This window comes from Noviherbaspirillum phoenicis (assembly GCF_047237965.1).
GTDB lineage: Bacteria > Pseudomonadota > Gammaproteobacteria > Burkholderiales > Burkholderiaceae_D > Noviherbaspirillum_A.
The window spans coordinates 133307-152968 of the sequence record NZ_JBDFLX010000003.1; the positions used below are offsets into that span (position 1 = coordinate 133307).

Here is a 19662-nt window from a genome sequence, read left to right on the forward strand (position 1 = left end):
TCCTAAGGCAAGATGGTGTGCAGCATGGATTGGAAAGGTTGGTACAGCCGCTCGGCGATCGCGCGCTCGGAGGGGTGCGGATGGGCGGACATCGCCGCCGCCAACGTGGTGTGGCTCTGGACGATGCAACTCGATTCTTTGGTGTCGGCCTTGGGTGGCTGCCGGTAGACGCCTGGGGAAAAGCGCTCATCGACGAAAGCGACGAACACCGGCACGCCGCCGCGGATGCCGCGCCCGACCGTCTGCCAAAGCGAGGTGATCAAGTCCCAGGCAAACTGTTCGCGGGTATGGTCCGACATTAGTCCATACGCCGTTCTCAGGGCAAAGCCGTCATCCAGGGCGCGCTGCGCCTGCTTGCGAAACCAGCGGGCGGCCTCATCTAAGCTAGCGCCCTCGGGCGGCCTGCAGCGATCCTGCAGCACTTCCATGGCGAAGCGGTTGAGCGCACCGATGACGACATCGAGATTGTCCGGGCGAGGGTGGGGGCGGTGTAGAAAGTAAATCGTGGAGATTGCAGCAATCCCCCGGCCCGGAAGAACGATGTTGTGGCCACGCGAGATTGGCTGCAGCGGGGCCACCAGGATACTGCCATCGGGCGCCTGGCCGAATGTTTCAACACGGGAGCGCGGCAGAAAATGCAGGCGCGGCACGGCCAATGGGGAAGCGCCGGGCATGCCGTTGCTCGCCTTCTTGGCTTCGGCGTCGGACACCAGGCAATAGGCGGTGTGATGGCCATCGGACAGGCGGGCAATGGTTTCGGCAACAATGCGCGCATCCTGATAGTTGTTGACGACTAAAAGCGCCCGGCGCCTCAGATCGTAATGCCCGCTGCCATCCTGATCCGTCGCCGCCAGTTCCTGCCACTTCGCCTGCAGCACGGTTCCTGCTGCCTGCTTGCGCATCATCTGGGTGGCAATCTTGCGCAGGTTGTCCTGGCGCTCATCCGTGCTGAGGCCTGACACCCGGATCGGTGTCGGCCCCAGTGCCGTATATTCGCAGCGGCTCTTGGCCAGTGCTTCGCGCTCCTGCTGCGGCTGCTCGAGGATGGCGCAGACCGGCCATTGGACGTCAAACAGCGGGGAGGCGGTGGCGGCAGAGCCCCCGGCCCAACTGGTGCCGGACAACAGCAGCACATGGGGACCGGCCTGGTCCTCTGCCTGTAGCAACCGGTGCAGATTAGTCAATAAATAGCGGCCGATCGTCAAATGGTTGGTGAGGCTGAGCGAACCGCCTGATTCCGCGTCCGAGGTGGACGGCTCGAACAACAGCCCGAACATGAATCCGGTAAGCGGGCTGGGGACCAGGCCACTATATTGACGGATGATGTTGCTGGCCTGCCGGAACATCGCGGTGTCGGACAAGTCGAAATCGTCCTCAACGCCGCCGATGTTATGCACCAGATAATTGAAGCTGGCCAGGCAGGCATTGGTCAAGAGGGCCAGGGTAATGGCATACGCGCGCGCGGCGGCGTCCCAGGGTGGCCGCGTGCTGCGTGACAGCAGATGGCGCCGCGTCTTCTTGGCCGGCGAAGCCGTTCCCGCAAACACCTGCAACGGCCCCTTCTCGATGGCTTCGATCAGTTTGGCTTGCAAGCCTTTGGCGTTTTCGCGCATGCCATCGGTGACGACCTCCTCCAGGACCGTTGGCTGGAGGTCGAGCAGGAAGCGGAAGGCATTAATCAACTCCACGTCGTTGCTGCAGGCACGCAACAACGCTTCTTTCTCGGCAGGCGTGGGAAGATCCAGATCCACCACGGTGGAATACACGACGCCATTGAGGGCCGCCAGTTGTTCGAGTTTCTTGACCGCGCCGGGACGGTCGGCGCTGACTGGCAACAGTTTGGACAGGATGCTGCTTGCAGTGAACGTGCGACTGTCGACGACCCAGTTCAATGGCGCACTGCGGCTGATGAGTAGATGATAGATGGCGGCGATCGCGTCTTGCAGCACGTTGTACTGCCGGTGCCATAACAGGTTGGTGCGTTTCCCATACTGGGCGCCACCCTTAGTGTTGATTGAGATGGCAAGCGCCTCGGAACTGGTGCGCGTGAATGCCGTGCCGCTGGAGGTCAGCAACGCTTGGTTCTGCGTACATTCCTTGTCGAAGGCGCGCTGGATCTCGTCCGCCTCGTCGATCAACACCACGTCCGTGAGAAACTGCGCCGCCTCGGGAAACGACAGGCTTTCAAGCAGCGCATACTTTTGAGGCGTCATCAGCAAAAACGCCTGCGGCGTCATGGCGACGACGTAAGCGCTGCCGAGCTGGCGCTGCTGGCGATGGGTCGGACACACGGTCAGGTAAGGGCAGGTAACGTTCTTGTCCTGCAACGGGGTCCCGTCTTTGCGTGTTTTAGGCTGGTACAGGATGTCGCATGGGGGATATTTCAGCTTGTCCGCGAACGAATGGTCGTTTTCCTGATAGCCCTCCAGCGGGCAGGCGGTGTCAAGCGTTTCGGTCAAGCCGGCCGCCGCTTCTAACGATTGCTCGGTGGGAAAACCGGCAGAATTCCAGAGCGCCGCGTTCAGGTGTTCATCGCGTCGATTCAATGAACTGATGACGGTGGATTTGTCATACCCATGCGCCTTGACGCGGGCGATCAGTTCGGACGCGCTTGCCGTATCCTTGCTCAGGACCAGCACGCGCTTGTTAAATGCCGGGCTGATGAGCACAAACAACAGCGCTTGCAAGAGTGTGCTTTTGCCGCTGCTGAGCATGCCGACGACGTGATGCAGGCGATCGAGGTGTATGACGCCATCACGAAAAAAACCTTCCCCTAGGTCGGTAATGCTAACCCGTTTGAGGCGGTCTTCCAGATGCAGTTTCGGCAGCCACGCCGGAAAGCCCGGCGCATTCTCGCGCGCGTCGGCCTCAGCGGCCGTATGCAGCAAGAGGCTCCATGGCACCGCGATGGCGGGGTTGTTCTGGCGGCGGGTGAGATCGAATGCCGCGCCGCGTGCCGTGGGCGCAGGCAGCGTGATCTGGATGCGGTCCTGGCTGTTACGCCGGCGGATATAGGCCTTGCCCTCTTTACCGTAGAAAAACTCTCGGGTGGAATACGGGGCTGGTGTGGCAATGATGCGGTCAAGCAGTGCGAAAGCCGCGCTGCTGGCATGGGAGGAGGGTCGAATGACCCCGCCGGTAACCAAATATGCGGTGTGGGGCGCATGGCGGGCATGCTCTTCCATTGCGCCGTTCCAGGAGAAGCGAGCGGCGAGTCCATGCGCATACTGACGCAACCGAAACAGCGGTGCGCGCAGGTCTTCACGCAGCCAGCCCGCGCAATGACCCTGCAGCAGGATCGGCATCACGCCGACCTCGTCGGACTGTAGATGTTTGCAAAGGAAATGCAGACACAGGTCTGCTAGAAAGACCCGGCGTTTGACCTTGGCGTCTGCCATTTCCAGGCTCGGGTAGACGGTCGCGATGTAGTCATTCATCCAGAGCCAGAAGTTTCTCACAGGGCCTCCCTCAGTTCGGCAAGCAAATCGCTGCTGGGCAGAATGCGCGCCTCGGTGCGCAGGCCAGAGCGCCTAGCCCGCGTGAACTGCTCGATGTAGCGGCGGTTGATCTCAAGCAGATAGTCCGGCACAACGATGGCGAGCCGGTGCCGCTTGAATGCCTTGAATTCCTTGAAGCTGCGCGCCAAACCAATCGCCGAGCGATGCACCTTGACGTCGACCGCCCAATGATGCGGATGTGTTGGGTGGTGTATCAGCAGGTCGACCGCGTCCATCAGTGGCCACAACTCGGCGTCGTAGCCTAGCGCAAGCACATCCTCATATAACTGGACTTCCGTCACGCCGGGCAGCGCCCAGAACAGGCGCGCCGGACGCTTTAGTTCAAGCATGTCCGGCCCGTAGTCAAGCATCTGTGGTCCGTGCTGCTCCAGCAGTTGCCGTGCAAGCGGATCGCGGCTCTCCGAAGTCCAGACGCCATTGACACGCGCCACGCGCACTTTCGAGACCGGGCAGATAGGCACCTTGCCGTCGACGCAGTGAATGGGCAGGAGTGGTCGGTAAAACTGATTGACCAGCTCGATGGTATCCGCCGGGTGCCGACGCAATACCGGGTCCAGTAAGAACACGGAGCGGCTGGCGACCGTGGGCGAATCAATGACGGTACGCCGCCATGCCACATAGAACGCCTGCGCATCGGCAGGCGCCATGGTGCTGCACGCCGCCATCACCGTTTCGTAGTAGTGGTGCTCTTCATCGACGCTTCTTGCGCTGACAAATCGCAGGCAATCTTCCGTGATGCTGCCGCTCTCGAACAACACGACAGCCCCAAATTCCTCGGCATCCGCGCCATCATAGTCCGGACACCACTGGTAAAGCGGCTGCTGGCAAGCCACCAGGAATTCAATCAGATTGACTGGATAGGATTTGCCCAACTCGATATTGAGGAGGGCGGCCAGGTTAAAGCCGCGTCGCAGCGGCAAAGGGTAAGGTGCGAGAATATGTCCAATCTCGTCGACTTTCTCCTGAAGTTCGACCAGGCCTCTGGCCAGTTCGCGCACCATGGACTCGACGCTCAATACCGCAGCAGGCGTTTGAGAGGAGACATTCAGGCGTTGCAGGCGATCCCAAATCTCGGCCGGAATGGCATCGATATCGCCTTCGGCCTCCCAAGCCAGATAACGGTCCAGGCGCGGCCGGGAGATAGCGAGTTCCTTGGCGGCACGGGTCTTCCAGCCATGCTTGGAAGTATCGAAGACCGAATTTAGTAAAGCTGTGAAACTAGCCGCCATCGCTTCCGCCATTGGTTGCTTAATTTTGCTGCAATATACCGGCGTTTTTTAGCGTTGCAAAGGAAATACGTTGAAATCGTTACAGTTGTAACGCGTATCAATATTACCGCGGACTAGCTAAAAAAATTTCCAACTAACTCCTGAATTTCCGACTTAAATGCCGGGAACCACAGATTGATTTACGGTTGCCGAATGGTTTAACTATATTTTACATAAATCAAATTATTGGTTTTTTTGATGTCACGGCAAAGTTGTATGTATGGTCAGCCTCCTATTTGCAACCACAGACCCAAGATCACGAATTGGCTTGCGAGTATGTATCCGGACTTCAGTTGGAGAATCTATTCTCCGGTCCTCAATGAGTAGTCGCGCCGGTCAGTCCTTCATAATGTCGCAGTCTCGAAGACTTATACAACTTTCAGGTTTTCTGCCCGACCTTGTGCCGTTCTCGTCATCTCAATATCTGCTGTCGCAAACACGTGGAAAGGATTCACTAAATGGCTACATCAGCTTCGGCTCATAGGACGTTCCTTTTGCCAGAACCGCCCATGCGATCCGAGCAATCTTGTTGGCTAATGCGACGACTGCAACGTTGATGTGTCGCCGCGCCATGACGCGTTGAACCCAGTCATTCAACGCATCGTGGTGCTTCTCCCGCTGGATCAGCACTGCACGCGCACCTTGCACCAGCAATCGTCGCAAATTCTTGTCGCCCCGCTTGCTGATGCCAAGCAGTCTCGATCTGCCGCCAGTTGAGTGCTGGCGCGGTACCAGACCGAGCGCAGCAGCCATGTGGCGGCCGTTGGCGTACTGGGTCGCATTGCCAATTTGGGCAACCATCAGGCTTGCGGTTACCGGCCCAATGCCAGGGACGGTCATCAGACGCTTTCCGGCCTCATCTTCTGCCAGCAACCGGCTGCATTCGCGCTCAAGCTCGGCAATTTGCTTACTCAGATCGACGTAATGCGCATGCAAGCGCTCCAGGAGATAAATGAACCGTTGCGGAAGCTGTTCTTTTTTGGCGTCAAGCAAGATCGCCAGTTGCCGCATCCCGGTATGTCCTTTGGACACGACCAAGCCAAACTCCAGCAGGAAACCGTGGACTTGATTCATGCATCGGGTTCGTTCCTTGACGAAGCCATCCCGCATCCGGTGAAGCACAGCAAGCGCTTGTTGGTCGAGCGTCTTGATTGCAACAAACCGCATGGTCGGGCGCCGAGCCGCTTCACAAATTGCCTCGGCATCAATGAAGTCGTTCTTGTTCCCTTTGACGAAAGGCTTAACGTACTGCGCGGCAATTAACTTGGCCTGATGCCCCATCTCAGTTAATTTGCGAGCAAGGTAATGGGCACCAGCGCAAGCTTCCATGACGATCAGGCACGGCGGCAGCCGGACAAGTGCTGGAAGCAACTGGCTCCTGCTCAACTTACGCCGCAACAGGACGTGCCCTGCCCGGTCTTGGCCGCAAAGGTGGAAAGTACTTTTGCCCAGATCAATTCCAAGAACGGCGATTTCCATGGTGGCCTCCGTACGATTAATCTCCTTAGGTTAACCCCGACCTCCGTCTCCGCCAACGGCGGGGGCGGAGGCTGACCATCTCATTAATGTCCGTTTCTAGCAAAGTTGAAATACCCGATCTTCCCTACGCTACGCTGCTTGGCATAGCAAATGAGAGCAGTTTTGGATTGGTGGACACCAGCCTGCCATCTTTACCCTGGTCCGATAGGTGCGTCAAATTGCGCTTATGAAAAGGGGGCAAGGCCAAGTGGGTTTCGCTTAGAGAAGCTGTTCAAATTCTGAGCATGGCATTGGCTTAGCGAAGAGATAGCCCTGGCATTGGTCGCAGCCTTTTTCCTTTAAAAAAAGATATTGTTGTTCGGTCTCCACGCCTTCGACGACGACACGCAGCCCAAGGCTGCGGCCCAAAGCAATAATGCCGGCAATGAGCGTGCCGCGTCCTTTCACGCTTTGCAAATGTTGCAGTTGTTCAGCTGGCTCAAGTTCCTGAAGAAATGAGCGGTCGATCTTAAGTTCATCCAACGGAAATCCACGCAGATAGCTGAGCGAGGAATATCCGGTACCGAAGTCATCCATTGACAAGTGCAAGCCCATGTTCTTGAACTGGCTAAGGAGGGCAATGCTGTCGTCTGCGTTTTTCATCAGCACGCTCTCGGTAACTTCGAACGTGAAATACTTTGGATCCACGCCGCTTGACGCCATGATGTCGCGCACCGATCCAAGAAAATCGGGACTGCTGAACTGGTGTCCGGAAACATTGATGGAAATCCTCGGAACAGCCAGGCCGCGCGCTTGCCACAAGCGGATGTGGCGGCATGCCTCGGCAAGCACCCAAGCACCAATTGGAACAATCAAGCCGCTTTCTTCCGCCAGCGGGATAAACTCATCAGGACGAATAAAACCGCGTTCTCCGTGCTGCCAGCGGATGAGCGCCTCGGCGCCGACGATGCGCCGGGTTTGGGTATCCACCTTGGGCTGGTAGAATAGTTTCAATTCACCCAGGCCAATCGCTTTATGAAGATCGCTTTGCAGGCCGAGATACTGCAGGGAACGCTCATTAAGATCGCTAGAATAGAATTGGTAGGCATTGCCGCCCTGCTGCTTGGCAAAATTCATTGCAACCCCGGCATTTTGCAATAACAAATCGCGTTCCGTGCTATCGCCCGGGAATACCGTGATGCCGACACTGCACGAGGTGAACAAGCGCTGGCTGGCAATTTGAAAGGGCTCATTCATCACGCCGAGGAGGCGGCGCGCAATATGGATGGCGTCTTCCTCCTTTTCGATCTCAGTGAGCAGCACCGCGAATTCATCCCCTCCCACGCGCGAAAGATAAGGGTGGCCAGCGTCGCTACGGCTGGCACTGTCCGTGCTGCGTATGCTTCTCTCGAGTCGCTGGCCCACCTCCTGAAGAAAGGCATCTGCAAACGTCGGACCGAGTGCGTCATTGATTTTCTTGAAGCGGTCAACGTTGATATACATGAGCGCACCGTTGCGGCCATGGCGCCGCGCTTGACGCAGCGCCCAGTCCAGGTGGTCATAGAACATGCGCCGGTTGGGCAAGCCGGTCAGCAAATCGCAATAGGCAAGCCGGTCCAGATAGACCTTGGCCACAAGCGTATTCCAGATACGTAACGCAAGTTCGCTGGGGTCCACCGGCTTGTTAAGGAAGTCGGTCGCGCCGAGTTCGAGCGCCCGCAACTTGGCCTCAGGGCTGCTGGAAGATGTCAGTACGATGACCGGGATGTGTCGGTAACGCTCATCCAGCCGCATGAACTGCAGGATGTCGAAACCGGTCACGTCGGGCATCATCAGATCGAGCAGCACAACGTCAGGCTTACGTTCAATCATCAAATCCATTGCCAGCGCCGGCTCACTGGTGTCAATGAAATTGCTGTATCCCGCCTCAGTCAGGAACTCCTGAACGACCTCGATATTGATAGGCTCATCGTCCACCATCATGATACAGGCGTCCCGGAGCACGTTCAGTTCGCTGCCGTAGCCACTCATGTCGTGCAGTTTCAGCGCACTGCCTGAGTCCGGCAGCACCGGGGGTATATGAGGGTGTGTCACGTGTTTGCTTTCCGTTTTAAAGATTGTCATTCCGTTGCGCTCGGTTCGACGATGCGGGCTTGCAAACTGCGAAGCAGCGCTAGCGATGCGGCAACAGCTTGTTCGTCGTTTCGTTCTATGCGGCTTTCAAGCTCTGCCGACGGATCGGTGAAGGCATCATAGCCAACCGTTCCAGCCGCCCCCTTGAGCCAATGCACCAACGCGGCCAGTGCGGCCAAATCGCGGGCCTGCCAGGCGGCATCCATGGCGTCGAGCTGCTCCGCGAGGCGGGAGGTGAATTTGCGGATCGAATTGTGCAGCCGCGGCCGGTTGGCCAAACGCGACAGCAGCGGACCCGAGTCGGCCTGCGCATCGTCGGCGGCCAAAGCCGGCGCAGGGGACGCGAGCGGCAGGGCCGGCGCGGTATGCACGGCATGCCCTGCCGGGAGCCTGGCTTGGGCCTGCCGCTCCGGGGTGTGAACCTGTTTGCCGCCGAGTACGCCGGCGACCGTGGCGAGCAAGCCATCGATGTGTATCGGCTTGGTGAGATAGCCGCTACATCCAGCTGCGATGACTTCCTGCTCAAAGCCGTTCATTGCATGTGCCGTCAGCGCGAAGATTGGCTGCGCATAGCCGCGTTCGCGCAGCCGGCCCGTCGCCATGAAGCCATCCATAACCGGCATCTGCATGTCCATTAGCACCAAGCCATAATTGCGCGCCAGCGCCATTTCCATCCCGACCAAGCCATTCTCCGCCTGGTCCACCGTCGCGCCGCATTCTTCCAGCACAAGCCTTAGCAGTTCCCGATTTTCGGGCCCATCGTCCACCACCAGCACCCGGCTGCCTGTGGGGAAAACCCATTGAAGGGCCTGCTCGCTGCGGGAGGTGACTTCGCTGGCTGCGACAACCTGTTCTGGCGTCAGCATGGGGACGCCTTCGATCGCACCACAATCGATACGGATGGCAAACGTGCTTCCCTGGCCCAGAACGCTGGTAGCAACGATATCGCCGCCGAGGGCGCGGGCAAAGCGCCTCGATATCGACAGGCCAAGGCCGGTGCCGCCGAACCGACGTGTGACGCTGGTGTCGGCCTGCACGAAAGCCTCAAAGACGGCGGACAGCTTGTCCGAAGCAATGCCAATGCCGCTGTCGATCACATCGATTGCGAAAAGCGCCTTGTCGTTCTCATACCCCCCTTGCTCCATGTAGAGTTCAATGCGAACGCTCCCGCGCTCGGTAAACTTGATCGCGTTCCCCACCAAATTCGTGACAATCTGGCGCAGCCGCCCCGGGTCTGTCCTGATGGCTCGCGGTATTGGGCTCCTGGCGGCAATGTTTACCGTGATTCCTTTTTCCGCCGCGCGCACGGCTAGCACATTGGCGACCTCCAGCACAACCAAGTGAGCTGCGCATTCCGCAATCTCCATCTCCATTTGCCCCGCCTCGACCTTGGACAGGTCAAGGATGTCGTTGATCAGTTCCAGCAAATGCCGGCCGCTGGAATGGATCGTATTGAGGAACTTGAGCGACTCTTGCTCGCTCTTGCCGTAGCCCCGCTGCAGCAGTTCGGTAAAGCCGAGGATGGCGTTCATGGGGGTGCGGATCTCGTGACTCATGTTGGCCAGAAACTCGCTCTTGGCCCTGCTGGCCGATTCGGCCTGATCCTTCGCCTGATAGAGTTCAATCTTGTTGCGCTCGATCTCGGTGACGTCGTTGAAGCTGATGAACACGCCGTTGGGCTTGCCCTGCTCGGCAAGCACCGGGGAGCAATTGACCACGAACATGCGCTGCTCGCCGCGGCTGTCGCGTAGATGGATGATGCTGTCGACGGACTGGGCATTTCTCTTGAGCTGCGCCAGCCATGGCATGGATGCCTTTGCGGCAGGTCGGCCATTGCTATCGATCCAGGGCAGCTCGGCCGCGCTCTTCCCGAGCAGCGCGTCCGGCCTCACGCCCGCCAACGTGGCGAACGCTTCATTGGCGAGCACGATGTTCTGGCGGCGGTCCAGAACAAGCAGGCCTTCCGCCAGGGTGTCGAGCGCGGCGCGCACCCGGCCCGGTATGGCCTCCGACGGATCCAGATGGCGCAGCACCTTGCCCAGGTAAAAATAGAACATCAGTGCGCAGGCTACCGTCATGAACGTCACCAGCATCAGCAGCGGTGAATTAAGCATAGCGGTCAAGCCCACACCGTGGCCATCCGAATAACGCAGCTCTAGCTGGCCCCACTTTGCACTGCCCGAGAAGATGGGCACATGCAGCTGGGTATCGGTGGAATGGGTGTCCGCGACCTCGGACCACAGGCGAGCATGGTCGCCGACGGCGACCAGCAGCGTTCGATCCGCGCCGCGCACGCCGGCTGACAGTAGCTCCGCATTGCGCTTGACAACCATCCTCAGGATGGACTCGAAGGTCGCCAGATCGTTGCGAGTCACCAGAGCGGTGCTGGTGATGGCCAGCGATTCAGCCAGCGCGGCGCGGCCGTCGCGGATAGCGGCCGGCCGGTCCGGCACCAGCCCGAAGAACGAGGCGGCGAACAGCGTGCTAGTCACCAGTACGGCTAGGCCCAGCGAAATATAGGTTTTGGCATTCAATGCCTTCATTTACGGCCCTCCTCTGCTGCCTGCGCGGCGGTTTTATCTTTGCTAGTTTCGCCGGCGCCGATAATAGATTCAAGCGAGTCGTCCGCCTCTTTCGCCTCTTTCTCCTCTTCGTCCATGAACTGCTTAAGAACCGGCAGCGGGTCGACAAACCGCCAGGCCGGTAGTGAGGACAAGAGGCTGGTGGCCAGCACGCCGCCGCGCAGCAGCCAGATCACATAGCCAACCGAGAAGCTGGTGCCGACGGCCACTGTAGCGCCGACGACGCGCTGTTCGGCCTCTTCGCTGGCCTTCACGCTCTGGCGCAGTTCGTCTAGGCCGCGCATCATGCTGTCACTGCGCATTGCGGCTCGGGACTGCTCAAGCACGGACGCCGGCAAGGCCGGGGACTGGAGTGCGCCGACCTCGAAGAAATTGTTGCCGTCGGCATCGCCGGCCCGCATTGCCAGGAAGCTGACGGCAAGCGACCGCGCCCCGGCGCCGGCATGGCGATTCGCAGCCGTTGCAGGGGCAGTCTGCGCCATCTCCTGTGCCGGCAAGGCAAGGTTGGCAGATTCGGCTGCCATCTTGTGCGGCAAGACTTCGGACGCGGTCAGCCGCGCCAGCAGGGCCGGCTTTTTCTCGGCGGATGACTTGTCCTGCGCGTCTGCCGTCGTGCGCGTCGAAGGCTCCGTCTGTGGTGGCGTCACGCCAGCCTGGGACACTGGCATGGGTGGCGGAACGCCAATGGAGGCGGTGATGCTGACGCGCACTTCGGCGGGCTTCCCCTGCAGGCCATGCGCATCGATGGCGGCATAGGAAAACCGGGCCTCTCCTGCCCAGCCGGCTTGGGGCCGGAAATACACCCGCGCCGCATCGCCAGCTACGTTTAGCGTCGAGCCGGAGGACAGCAGCTGCGTGCCGGCGGCGTCGAAATACAGCGTGCCATGGGCAGGCAGGCGGACGATGACGATGGAAACCGGATCGGCATCTGTATCTTCCGCAAGCAAGACCACGGCCAGCAAGGTGCCCGCATCTTGCTGGCCAGTCACAGCTGCCCCCCACCCTACTGGAGCGTCGTTGATCGAGGTCGTGATGACGCTCGCCAGCGCTTCAGCCAGCGCGCCCGATTCATCCCGGAGCGTGAGGAAGAAAATCGTTGTGTCGGTCGCACCGGGCGTAACGCGGTTTGCCGTGGGCGTGAACACCAGGCCACGCAGCGCGGCCGTGGCCTGCGACGCCGTGCCGGTGAAGGTGTAAATCCCGGTCGCGCCGTCATAGGTGCCGCCGCCGAGGTTGGTCAGCGACCCCTTGTCGGCGCTGTCGAGCTTCACCTGCACGGTTAGCTGCTGCGATGCGTTGTCGGCGTCGGCAATCGTTACGCCCGCAAATGGCGAAAGCGTAGCATTGTCATTGACACCCTGGCCAGCCAGCGTGCCGCTGATGACGGGCGCATCGTTGACCGAGCGCGCGTCCACCGTGGTGCTGCTGTCAGTGACGGTAGCAAAGCCGTCGTTCACGGTAAGCGTCAGGGTCGTGGTGTCAATCGTGTTGGGCAGTACGCGGTTTGCCGTCGGCGTGAACACCAGCCCGCGCAGCGCGGCCGTGGCCTGGGCAGCGGTGCCGGTGAAGGTGTAGATACGCGAATTGACGTCGTAGCTGCCGCCGCCAAGGTTGGTCAGCGAGCCCTTGTCGGCGCTGTCGAGCTTCACCTGCACGGTTAGCTGCTGCGATGCGTTGTCGGCGTCGGCAATCGTTACGCCCGCAAATGGCGAAAGGCTGGACTTGTCGTCGACAGCCTGGCCAGCCAGCGTGCCGCTAACGATGGGCGCATCGTTGATCGAGCGCGAATCCATCGTGGTGGTGCTGTCAGTGATGGTAGCAAAGCCGTCGTTCACGGTAAGCGTCAGGGTCGTGGTGTCAATCGTATTGGGTAGTACGCGGTTTGCCGTCGGCGTGAACACCAGGCCACGCAGCGCGGCCGTGGCCTGCGACGCCGTGCCGGTGAAGGTGTAAATCCCGGTCGCGCCGTCATAGGTGCCGCCGCCGAGGTTGGTCAGCGAGCCCTTGTCGGCGCTGTCGAGCTTCATCTGCACCGTCAGCTGCTGCGACGCGTTGTCGGCGTCGGCAATCGTTACGCCCGCAAATGGCGAAAGGCTGGACTTGTCGTCGACAGCCTGGCCAGCCAGCGTGCCGCTAACGATGGGCGCATCGTTGATCGAGCGCGAATCCACCGTGGTGGTGCTGTCAGTGATGGTAGCAAAGCCGTCGTTCACGGTAAGCGTCAGGGTCGTGGTGTCAATCGTATTGGGCAGTACGCGGTTTGCCGTCGGCGTGAACACCAGCCCGCGCAGCGCGGCCGTGGCCTGGGCAGCGGTGCCGGTGAAGGTGTAAATCCCGGTCGCGCCGTCATAGGTGCCGCCGCCGAGGTTGGTCAGCGAGCCCTTGTCGGCGCTGTCGAGCTTCATCTGCACGGTTAGCTGCTGCGATGCGTTGTCGGCGTCGGCAATCGTTACGCCCGCAAATGGCGAAAGGCTGGACTTGTCGTCGACAGCCTGGCCAGCCAGCGTGCCGCTAACGATGGGCGCATCGTTGATCGAGCGCGAATCCACCGTGGTGGTGCTGTCAGTGATGGTAGCAAAGCCGTCGTTCACGGTAAGCGTCAGGGTCGTGGTGTCAATCGTATTGGGCAGTACGCGGTTTGCCGTAGGCGTGAACACCAGGCCACGCAGCGCGGCCGTGGCCTGCGACGCCGTGCCGGTGAAGGTGTAAATCCCGGTCGCGCCGTCGTAGCTGCCGCCGCCAAGGTTGGTCAGCGAGCCCTTGTCGGCGCTGTCGAGCTTCACCTGCACGGTTAGCTGCTGCGATGCGTTGTCGGCGTCGGCAATCGTTACGCCCGCAAATGGCGAAAGGCTGGACTTGTCGTCGACAGCCTGGCCAGCCAGCGTGCCGCTAACGATGGGCGCATCGTTGATCGAGCGCGAATCCATCGTGGTGGTGCTGTCAGTGATGGTAGCAAAGCCGTCGTTCACGACAAGCGTCAGGGTCGTGGTGTCAATCGTGTTGGGCAGCACGCGGTTTGCCGTAGGCGTGAACACCAGGCCACGCAGCGCGGCCGTGGCCTGCGACGCCGTGCCGGTGAAGGTGTAAATCCCGGTCGCGCCGTCATAGGTGCCGCCGCCGAGGTTGGTCAGCGACCCCTTGTCGGCGCTGTCGAGCTTCACCTGCACCGTCAGCTGCTGCGACGCGTTGTCGGCGTCGGCAATCATCACGCCCGCAAATGGCGAAAGGCTGGACTTGTCGTCGACAGCCTGGCCAGCCAGCGTGCCGCTAACGATGGGCGCATCGTTGATCGAGCGCGAATCCATCGTGGTGGTGCTGTCAGTGATGGTAGCAAAGCCGTCGTTCACGACAAGCGTCAGGGTCGTGGTGTCAATCGTGTTGGGCAGCACGCGGTTTGCCGTAGGCGTGAACACCAGGCCACGCAGCGCGGCCGTGGCCTGCGACGCCGTGCCGGTGAAGGTGTAGATACGCGAATTGACGTCGTAGCTGCCGCCGCCAAGGTTGGTCAGCGACCCCTTGTCGGCGCTGTCGAGCTTCACCTGCACCGTCAGCTGCTGCGACGCGTTGTCGGCGTCGGCAATCATCACGCCCGCAAATGGCGAAAGGCTGGACTTGTCGTCGACAGCCTGGCCAGCCAGCGTGCCGCTAACGATGGGCGCATCGTTGATCGAGCGCGAATCCATCGTGGTGGTGCTGTCAGTGATGGTAGCAAAGCCGTCGTTCACGGTAAGCGTCAGGGTCGTGGTGTCAATCGTGTTGGGCAGTACGCGGTTTGCCGTCGGCGTGAACACCAGCCCGCGCAGCGCGGCCGTGGCCTGGGCAGCGGTGCCGGTGAAGGTGTAAATCCCGGTCGCGCCGTCATAGGTGCCGCCGCCGAGGTTGGTCAGCGAGCCCTTGTCGGCGCTGTCGAGCTTCATCTGCACCGTCAGCTGCTGCGACGCGTTGTCGGCGTCGGCAATCGTTACGCCCGCAAATGGCGAAAGGCTGGACTTGTCGTCGACAGCCTGGCCAGCCAGCGTGCCGGTAATCACAGGCGCATCGTTGACCGAGGTCGAGATTACGGTTGTTGCAGAGTTCGTTGCCGTGGCAATGCCATCGCTGACGCTGATGACGAAACTGGTAGTTTCCGTTGCGAGCGGGACGACCCGGTTCTCGGTGGGCGTAAATCTCACGCTATGCACTGCGGCGTTCACTTGGTCAGCGCTGCCCGTAAAGGTGTAGACACCGGCGCTGTATGACCCGCCCAAAATGCTCGACAGTGAGCCCTTGGCGGCATCGTCCAACGCAATAGTCACGGTGAGCTGCTGGGCCGGGCTGTCGATATCGGCAATCGTGACGTCGCTGAATGGCTGCAGGCTGCCATTGTCATTGACCTGGTGGCCAGCGGTGGCGCCGCTGATGGTGGGCGCATCGTTGCCGCCGGTGATGGTGATGACCAGCGTTGCGCTTGCCGTGCCGCCTTTTCCATCGCTAATCGTGTAATTGAAAATATCGCTGGAGACCGCCCCCTGGCCGAGCGCCCTGCTTTCCAGCCCATTTGCCAGGTAACTATACGAGCCATCGCTTGCAATCGTCAGCAAACCATAGTCGCTGCGGATCGAGATGGATGATCCTGGATCAATGCCAGATGTACTGTCGCCAGATTGCACGGCAAGGATGGTCAGTTGGTCTCCGGCATCGACATCCGTGTCATTATAGAGCAGGCCGTTCGCGGCGTTGACGTCAAGGCTCGCATCTTGCGGCAGCGCTGCGCTGTCGGCCTCGGCAACCGGCGCATGGTTCACATGACTGATCGTGATGGCTACTGTCGCCGGGTCTGAGACCAGCGATCCGTCACTCGTCCGGTAAGTAAAGGTATCGGTGCCGAAGTAGCTGACATTAGGGGTGTAGATGAAAGAACCATCCGTGTTAAGCACCAGCGTGCCATGCGACGGCCCGTTTTCCAGCACGGCAGATAACGTTTCCTTTCCTTCACCGTCCATATCGTTCGTCAGCACGCTGTCCGGTGCCGCCACTACCAGCCTGCCATCCTCCTGCACCGTATACCCGCCATCGTCGACCGCAATTGGCGCGGTATTCTTGCCCAGGATGACGATGCGCAGTGTCGCGCTGGAGACAGCCCCGGACGAGTCCGATATCTGATAGGTGAATGTCTCTGTCAGCGATTGACCGGCCTGCAGGCTTGCAACGGGGTCCTGCCCGTCCAGCACATAGCTGAAAGCACCGTTGGCGTTGAAGCTGAGGCTGCCATACTGGCCCCGCAGGCTCTGTCCCGGCGCACTGCTCGTGGCCGCATAACCGGCCGCCAGCACCACGAGAGAATCCGGGATTAGCATCTGGTCCGGGTCCCGGTCATTGGCAAGCAGGCCGGCTGCGGCAACGACCAGGTTGTTTCCCTTGAACACGGCATAACTGTCATCGACTGCCGTTGGCGCGTCATTCTTTCCAAGCACACTGAACGTCAGCATGGACGATGCACCGGCGTTGTTATTGTCGTGGATGAAGTAAGCAAACACGTCGCTTGCCGTTTGCCCGGCAGCCAGCGCGCGGGCGGCTGCCCCGGCGGTGTACTCGTAGCTGCCGTCGGATCTGATCAGCAGGGTTCCATATACGCCATTGACCACGGTGCCTTGCGCTGTCACCGCTACCCCACTGTCGGAATTTGCTGGCATTACCGCATCCACCGCCAGCACTGCCCCGGCATCAGAATCGGAATCGTTGGCCAATACTCCCGTGGCAGGGCTGATGAAGCGGTCGTCCTGCGTGATGTTGACGATATCGGGCGCGGCGACCGGCGGATTGTTTGCAGGAATATAATTGGCGACGAAAACGCCGTTGGCATCGCCCACGCCATTGCCCTCCCACGCGATGGCGGCGGCGCCGGCAGCGTTCATGGCCACCACGGAAAGGGACTGATTCAGGGCTGTAGTCGTGTTCACCCGGAATGGATTGCCCGACGGCGTGCCATTGGCGCTGTAGCGCTGGGCATACACGCCCAGCGTGTCGCCGCTATCCTCTCCCTTGCTGGTCCAGCTGATAAGGAAGTTGCCGCTGCCGTCCATGGCAGCTGATGGTGCAATCTGGTCCTTGTCGGTCACGGTATTGACGCGGAATTCCGTGCCATAGGGAACAGCACTCGGAGTGACGCCGATCATGGGCTTGTATAACTGGGCGTAGATACCGTTGCCCGTGCCATCCTGGCCCGCGCTGACCCAGCTGATTACATAGGCGCCGCTGCTGTTGCCAGCGATCACGGGCGCAGTCTGGTCGTTGGTGTCGTAGGTATTGACGCGGAAACCCGTGCCGACCGGAACGTCGCTGCTGCTCATGATTTGCGCAAAGACCGCCTTGCCGCTGCCGCCCCGGTCGCTCTGCCATGTCACGATGTACGAATTACCCGCCCAGGCAACCTGGGGGCTGGTTTGCGTACCGTCCGTAACGATCGTGTTGACCAGGATGTCACCAGAGCGCGCGGAGCCATCAGATCTGAAATGGCGCGCGTAGACATCATTGCCCTGGTTGCTGGCCCACGCCACGACGAACTGGCCATCTGCTGCCACGGCGATGGATGGCAATGTCTGTTCACCGGCCGTGAGCTGGTTGACCAAGAATTCGGAACCCGCCTTGGTGCCATCGGACTGAAAACGCTGGGCACGGATACTCCAGCCGTTACTGTCGCCCAGCAGGCCGCTATGGCTGGCCCAGGCCACGACGAAGGTGCCGTCGGCGGCGAAGCCAACAGTGGCGTTCTGCTGCTCGTCCTTGAAGTCGGTATTGACTTGGAAGTTCGCTCCGATCCGGTTGCCGGAGGCGTCGAAAAGCTGGCCGAAGACGCCGTGCTTGTCGCCATCTTCGGCATGATCCGCCGTCCAGACAACCACAAAATTGCCCGACGTGCTGATCGCGATGGCCGCCTGGTCCTGAGTATTGGCAGGATTGCCATTGACCAAAGTTTCCAGCAGGCCGCCCCACTGCACTTGCGCCGCGCTGGAGAAGGCAATGCTGGTCTCGATGCTGGCGGTCTGGTATTCCAGGGTCCAGTCCCCCTGGTAGCGGCCGGCGCCGGTCAAGTTCGTGCTGGCCGCGACGTCAGCGCCGGTCAGTGCCGCCAGTTGCCGGACAAAGGCGGCGCCAGTGCTGCCGGCGGCCACGTCGCAGCCGTACAGCAGGATGTCGCCATCGCTTTGCAGCGCGTCGCCCCAGAGGCCGATCTCGCCGGCACGCGACGCAAGCCCGGCGCTATCGAGGACCGTAGCACCCAGTTGCAGCATGCCCTCGTTGCCGTGCGAAAGGATATGGATAGCCGACAGGTCGCTCCGTCCCGCCAGCGCTTCGGTAATCTGGACCATGCTGTCGCGCCCCGGATCGAGCACGAGGACCTCGATGTCGCGGCCGTCGCTCGCCAGGCCTTCCAGCAGCGTGTCGCTGTCATCGATGCCGGCGCCGACGATCAGCAGTTCGTGGCGCGTGGCCGCGATACTGGGCGCTGATGCCGCTACGTATTCCCCCTGCGCGCTGATGACCCTTTGCTCGACTACCTCGCCGCCGCCGGCCAGCATCACCCCTAAACCAGCCGGGTCGGCTGAATACAGGAGCCGCGGCTCATATTCCTCGACTTGCGGCCGCTGCCGCTGCCCACCTCCCTGCCGCGCTTCCCAGCCATGAAGCAGTCGCGCAAGCAGCCCGCGCGATCGGGTCTCCTGATGGCGGCCAACAGGTTGCGTGCGATTTCGGTACCAGCCCATGGTCGGCAAGTCTTCCTATGGCTTGCTGCGCGACGCAGCCGACAAGCGGGTATCGAGTTTCAGCGGCATGGCCGATGCCGACAGTGCTGACGGCTGGACCGGAGGCGGCGGGCTGCCCTCCGGCTTGTCGGCAGGCCGGCCAGCCTCATCGAACTGCACCCGGCAGCGAAGGCCTGCAGGTATCTTGCCGTCCGCATTCGGCAACAGCATGCGTGCGCGGTAAGTGCCGCTGGCGGCATCAAGCACCTTGTCCACCAGCGACACCCTGGCCGGTTGCGCCGCCATGCCGGGCAGGTCCGTCATCACCTGCGCCCTGGATCCCGGCTTGACGCTGCCGTACATGTTGCTGGGCAGGATCACCTCCACCCGCAGGGGATTGACCTTTGCAATCCGCACCATGGGCTTTTCCTCCACCCGCTCGCCGGAAGTGAAGTAACGCTCCACCACCACGCCATCGAAGGGGCTGCGTATGGTGCGCTCGCCCAGCCTTATCTTGGCAAGCGCATATTCTTTTTCCAGGGCGCGCTTCTGTTCCCGCGCCTGCAGCATCTTTTCCTCGGTGACCCGGGTTTCCGCCAGGGCTTGTTCGAGCGCCTGGGCCGAAATGAAGCCCCTGGCCTCCAGCTCGATCGAACGGTCGCGGCGCTGCTGTGCTAGCGCCAGCGCGGCCTGCGCGGCACGCACTTCGGCTTCCGCCTGGAAGCGGCTCTGCGCCACATCAGCCGATGCGCGCTCGATATCGTCCTGCAGCACTGCAATGACCTGGCCTTTATGCACCCAGTCGCCACGGTCGACCAGCATGCTGCGGATGACGCCAGCAGCCGGCGTGCCCAGTTCAGCGACTTGATCGGGTTCGATCAGGCAGCCGACCGGGCCGGCGGCGATGGCCTGTGCCGCGGTTAGGCCGATGCTGCAAGCGATAGCCAGCCGCGTGAGCGACACTGTTTTTTTCATGTTG

Annotated in this window: 7 protein-coding genes; all 7 read right to left on the reverse strand. The window is 60.8% G+C overall.

Features of this window, described 5'->3' with window-relative positions; all coding sequences use genetic code 11:
• Positions 1 to 2: 2 nt before the first annotated feature.
• Positions 3 to 3437 carry a hypothetical protein gene (locus ABC383_RS22930; RefSeq protein ID WP_413017580.1) on the reverse strand — a complete coding sequence of 1145 codons (3435 nt, stop codon included), beginning with the start codon at positions 3435 to 3437 and terminating at the stop codon, positions 3 to 5.
• Positions 3438 to 3454: 17 nt separating this feature from the next.
• Positions 3455 to 4759 (reverse strand): restriction endonuclease-related protein, encoded by a 1305-nt coding sequence (locus ABC383_RS22935; protein ID WP_413017582.1) that lies wholly within the window; start codon positions 4757 to 4759, stop codon positions 3455 to 3457.
• A 489-nt stretch (positions 4760 to 5248) separates the two neighbouring features.
• On the reverse strand, positions 5249 to 6265 hold the full coding sequence (locus tag ABC383_RS22940; protein WP_413017584.1) for an IS110 family RNA-guided transposase: 1017 nt from the start codon (positions 6263 to 6265) through the stop codon (positions 5249 to 5251).
• A gap of 258 nt (positions 6266 to 6523) precedes the next feature.
• A complete protein-coding gene (locus ABC383_RS22945) occupies positions 6524 to 8368 on the reverse strand; it encodes a GGDEF/EAL domain-containing response regulator (RefSeq protein WP_413017586.1) in 1845 nt (614 codons plus the stop codon).
• The gene (locus ABC383_RS22950) at positions 8365 to 10920 is read right to left on the reverse strand and encodes a hybrid sensor histidine kinase/response regulator (protein WP_413017588.1); all 2556 of its coding nucleotides are present in this window, start codon (positions 10918 to 10920) and stop codon (positions 8365 to 8367) included. Before ABC383_RS22950 ends, ABC383_RS22945 begins: the two co-directional genes overlap by 4 nt.
• Positions 10917 to 18704: a DUF4347 domain-containing protein gene (locus tag ABC383_RS22955; RefSeq protein ID WP_413017590.1), complete on the reverse strand. Its 7788-nt coding sequence runs from the start codon at positions 18702 to 18704 to the stop codon at positions 10917 to 10919. Before ABC383_RS22955 ends, ABC383_RS22950 begins: the two co-directional genes overlap by 4 nt.
• Positions 18705 to 18719: 15 nt before the next feature.
• Positions 18720 to 19658: an efflux RND transporter periplasmic adaptor subunit gene (locus tag ABC383_RS22960; RefSeq protein ID WP_413017592.1), complete on the reverse strand. Its 939-nt coding sequence runs from the start codon at positions 19656 to 19658 to the stop codon at positions 18720 to 18722.
• Positions 19659 to 19662 lie beyond the last annotated feature (4 nt).

Excerpts from the sequence above, each read along its gene's own strand:
- ABC383_RS22940 (WP_413017584.1), bottom strand. The coding sequence starts at position 6,265 with ATGGAAATCGCCGTTCTTGGAATTGATCTGGGCAAAAGTACTTTCCAC.
- ABC383_RS22935 (WP_413017582.1), bottom strand. The coding sequence starts at position 4,759 with ATGGCGGAAGCGATGGCGGCTAGTTTCACAGCTTTACTAAATTCGGTC.
- ABC383_RS22945 (WP_413017586.1), bottom strand. The coding sequence starts at position 8,368 with ATGACAATCTTTAAAACGGAAAGCAAACACGTGACACACCCTCATATA.
- ABC383_RS22950 (WP_413017588.1), bottom strand. The coding sequence starts at position 10,920 with ATGAAGGCATTGAATGCCAAAACCTATATTTCGCTGGGCCTAGCCGTA.
- ABC383_RS22960 (WP_413017592.1), bottom strand. The coding sequence starts at position 19,658 with ATGAAAAAAACAGTGTCGCTCACGCGGCTGGCTATCGCTTGCAGCATC.
- ABC383_RS22955 (WP_413017590.1), bottom strand. The coding sequence starts at position 18,704 with ATGGGCTGGTACCGAAATCGCACGCAACCTGTTGGCCGCCATCAGGAG.
- ABC383_RS22930 (WP_413017580.1), bottom strand. The coding sequence starts at position 3,437 with ATGAATGACTACATCGCGACCGTCTACCCGAGCCTGGAAATGGCAGAC.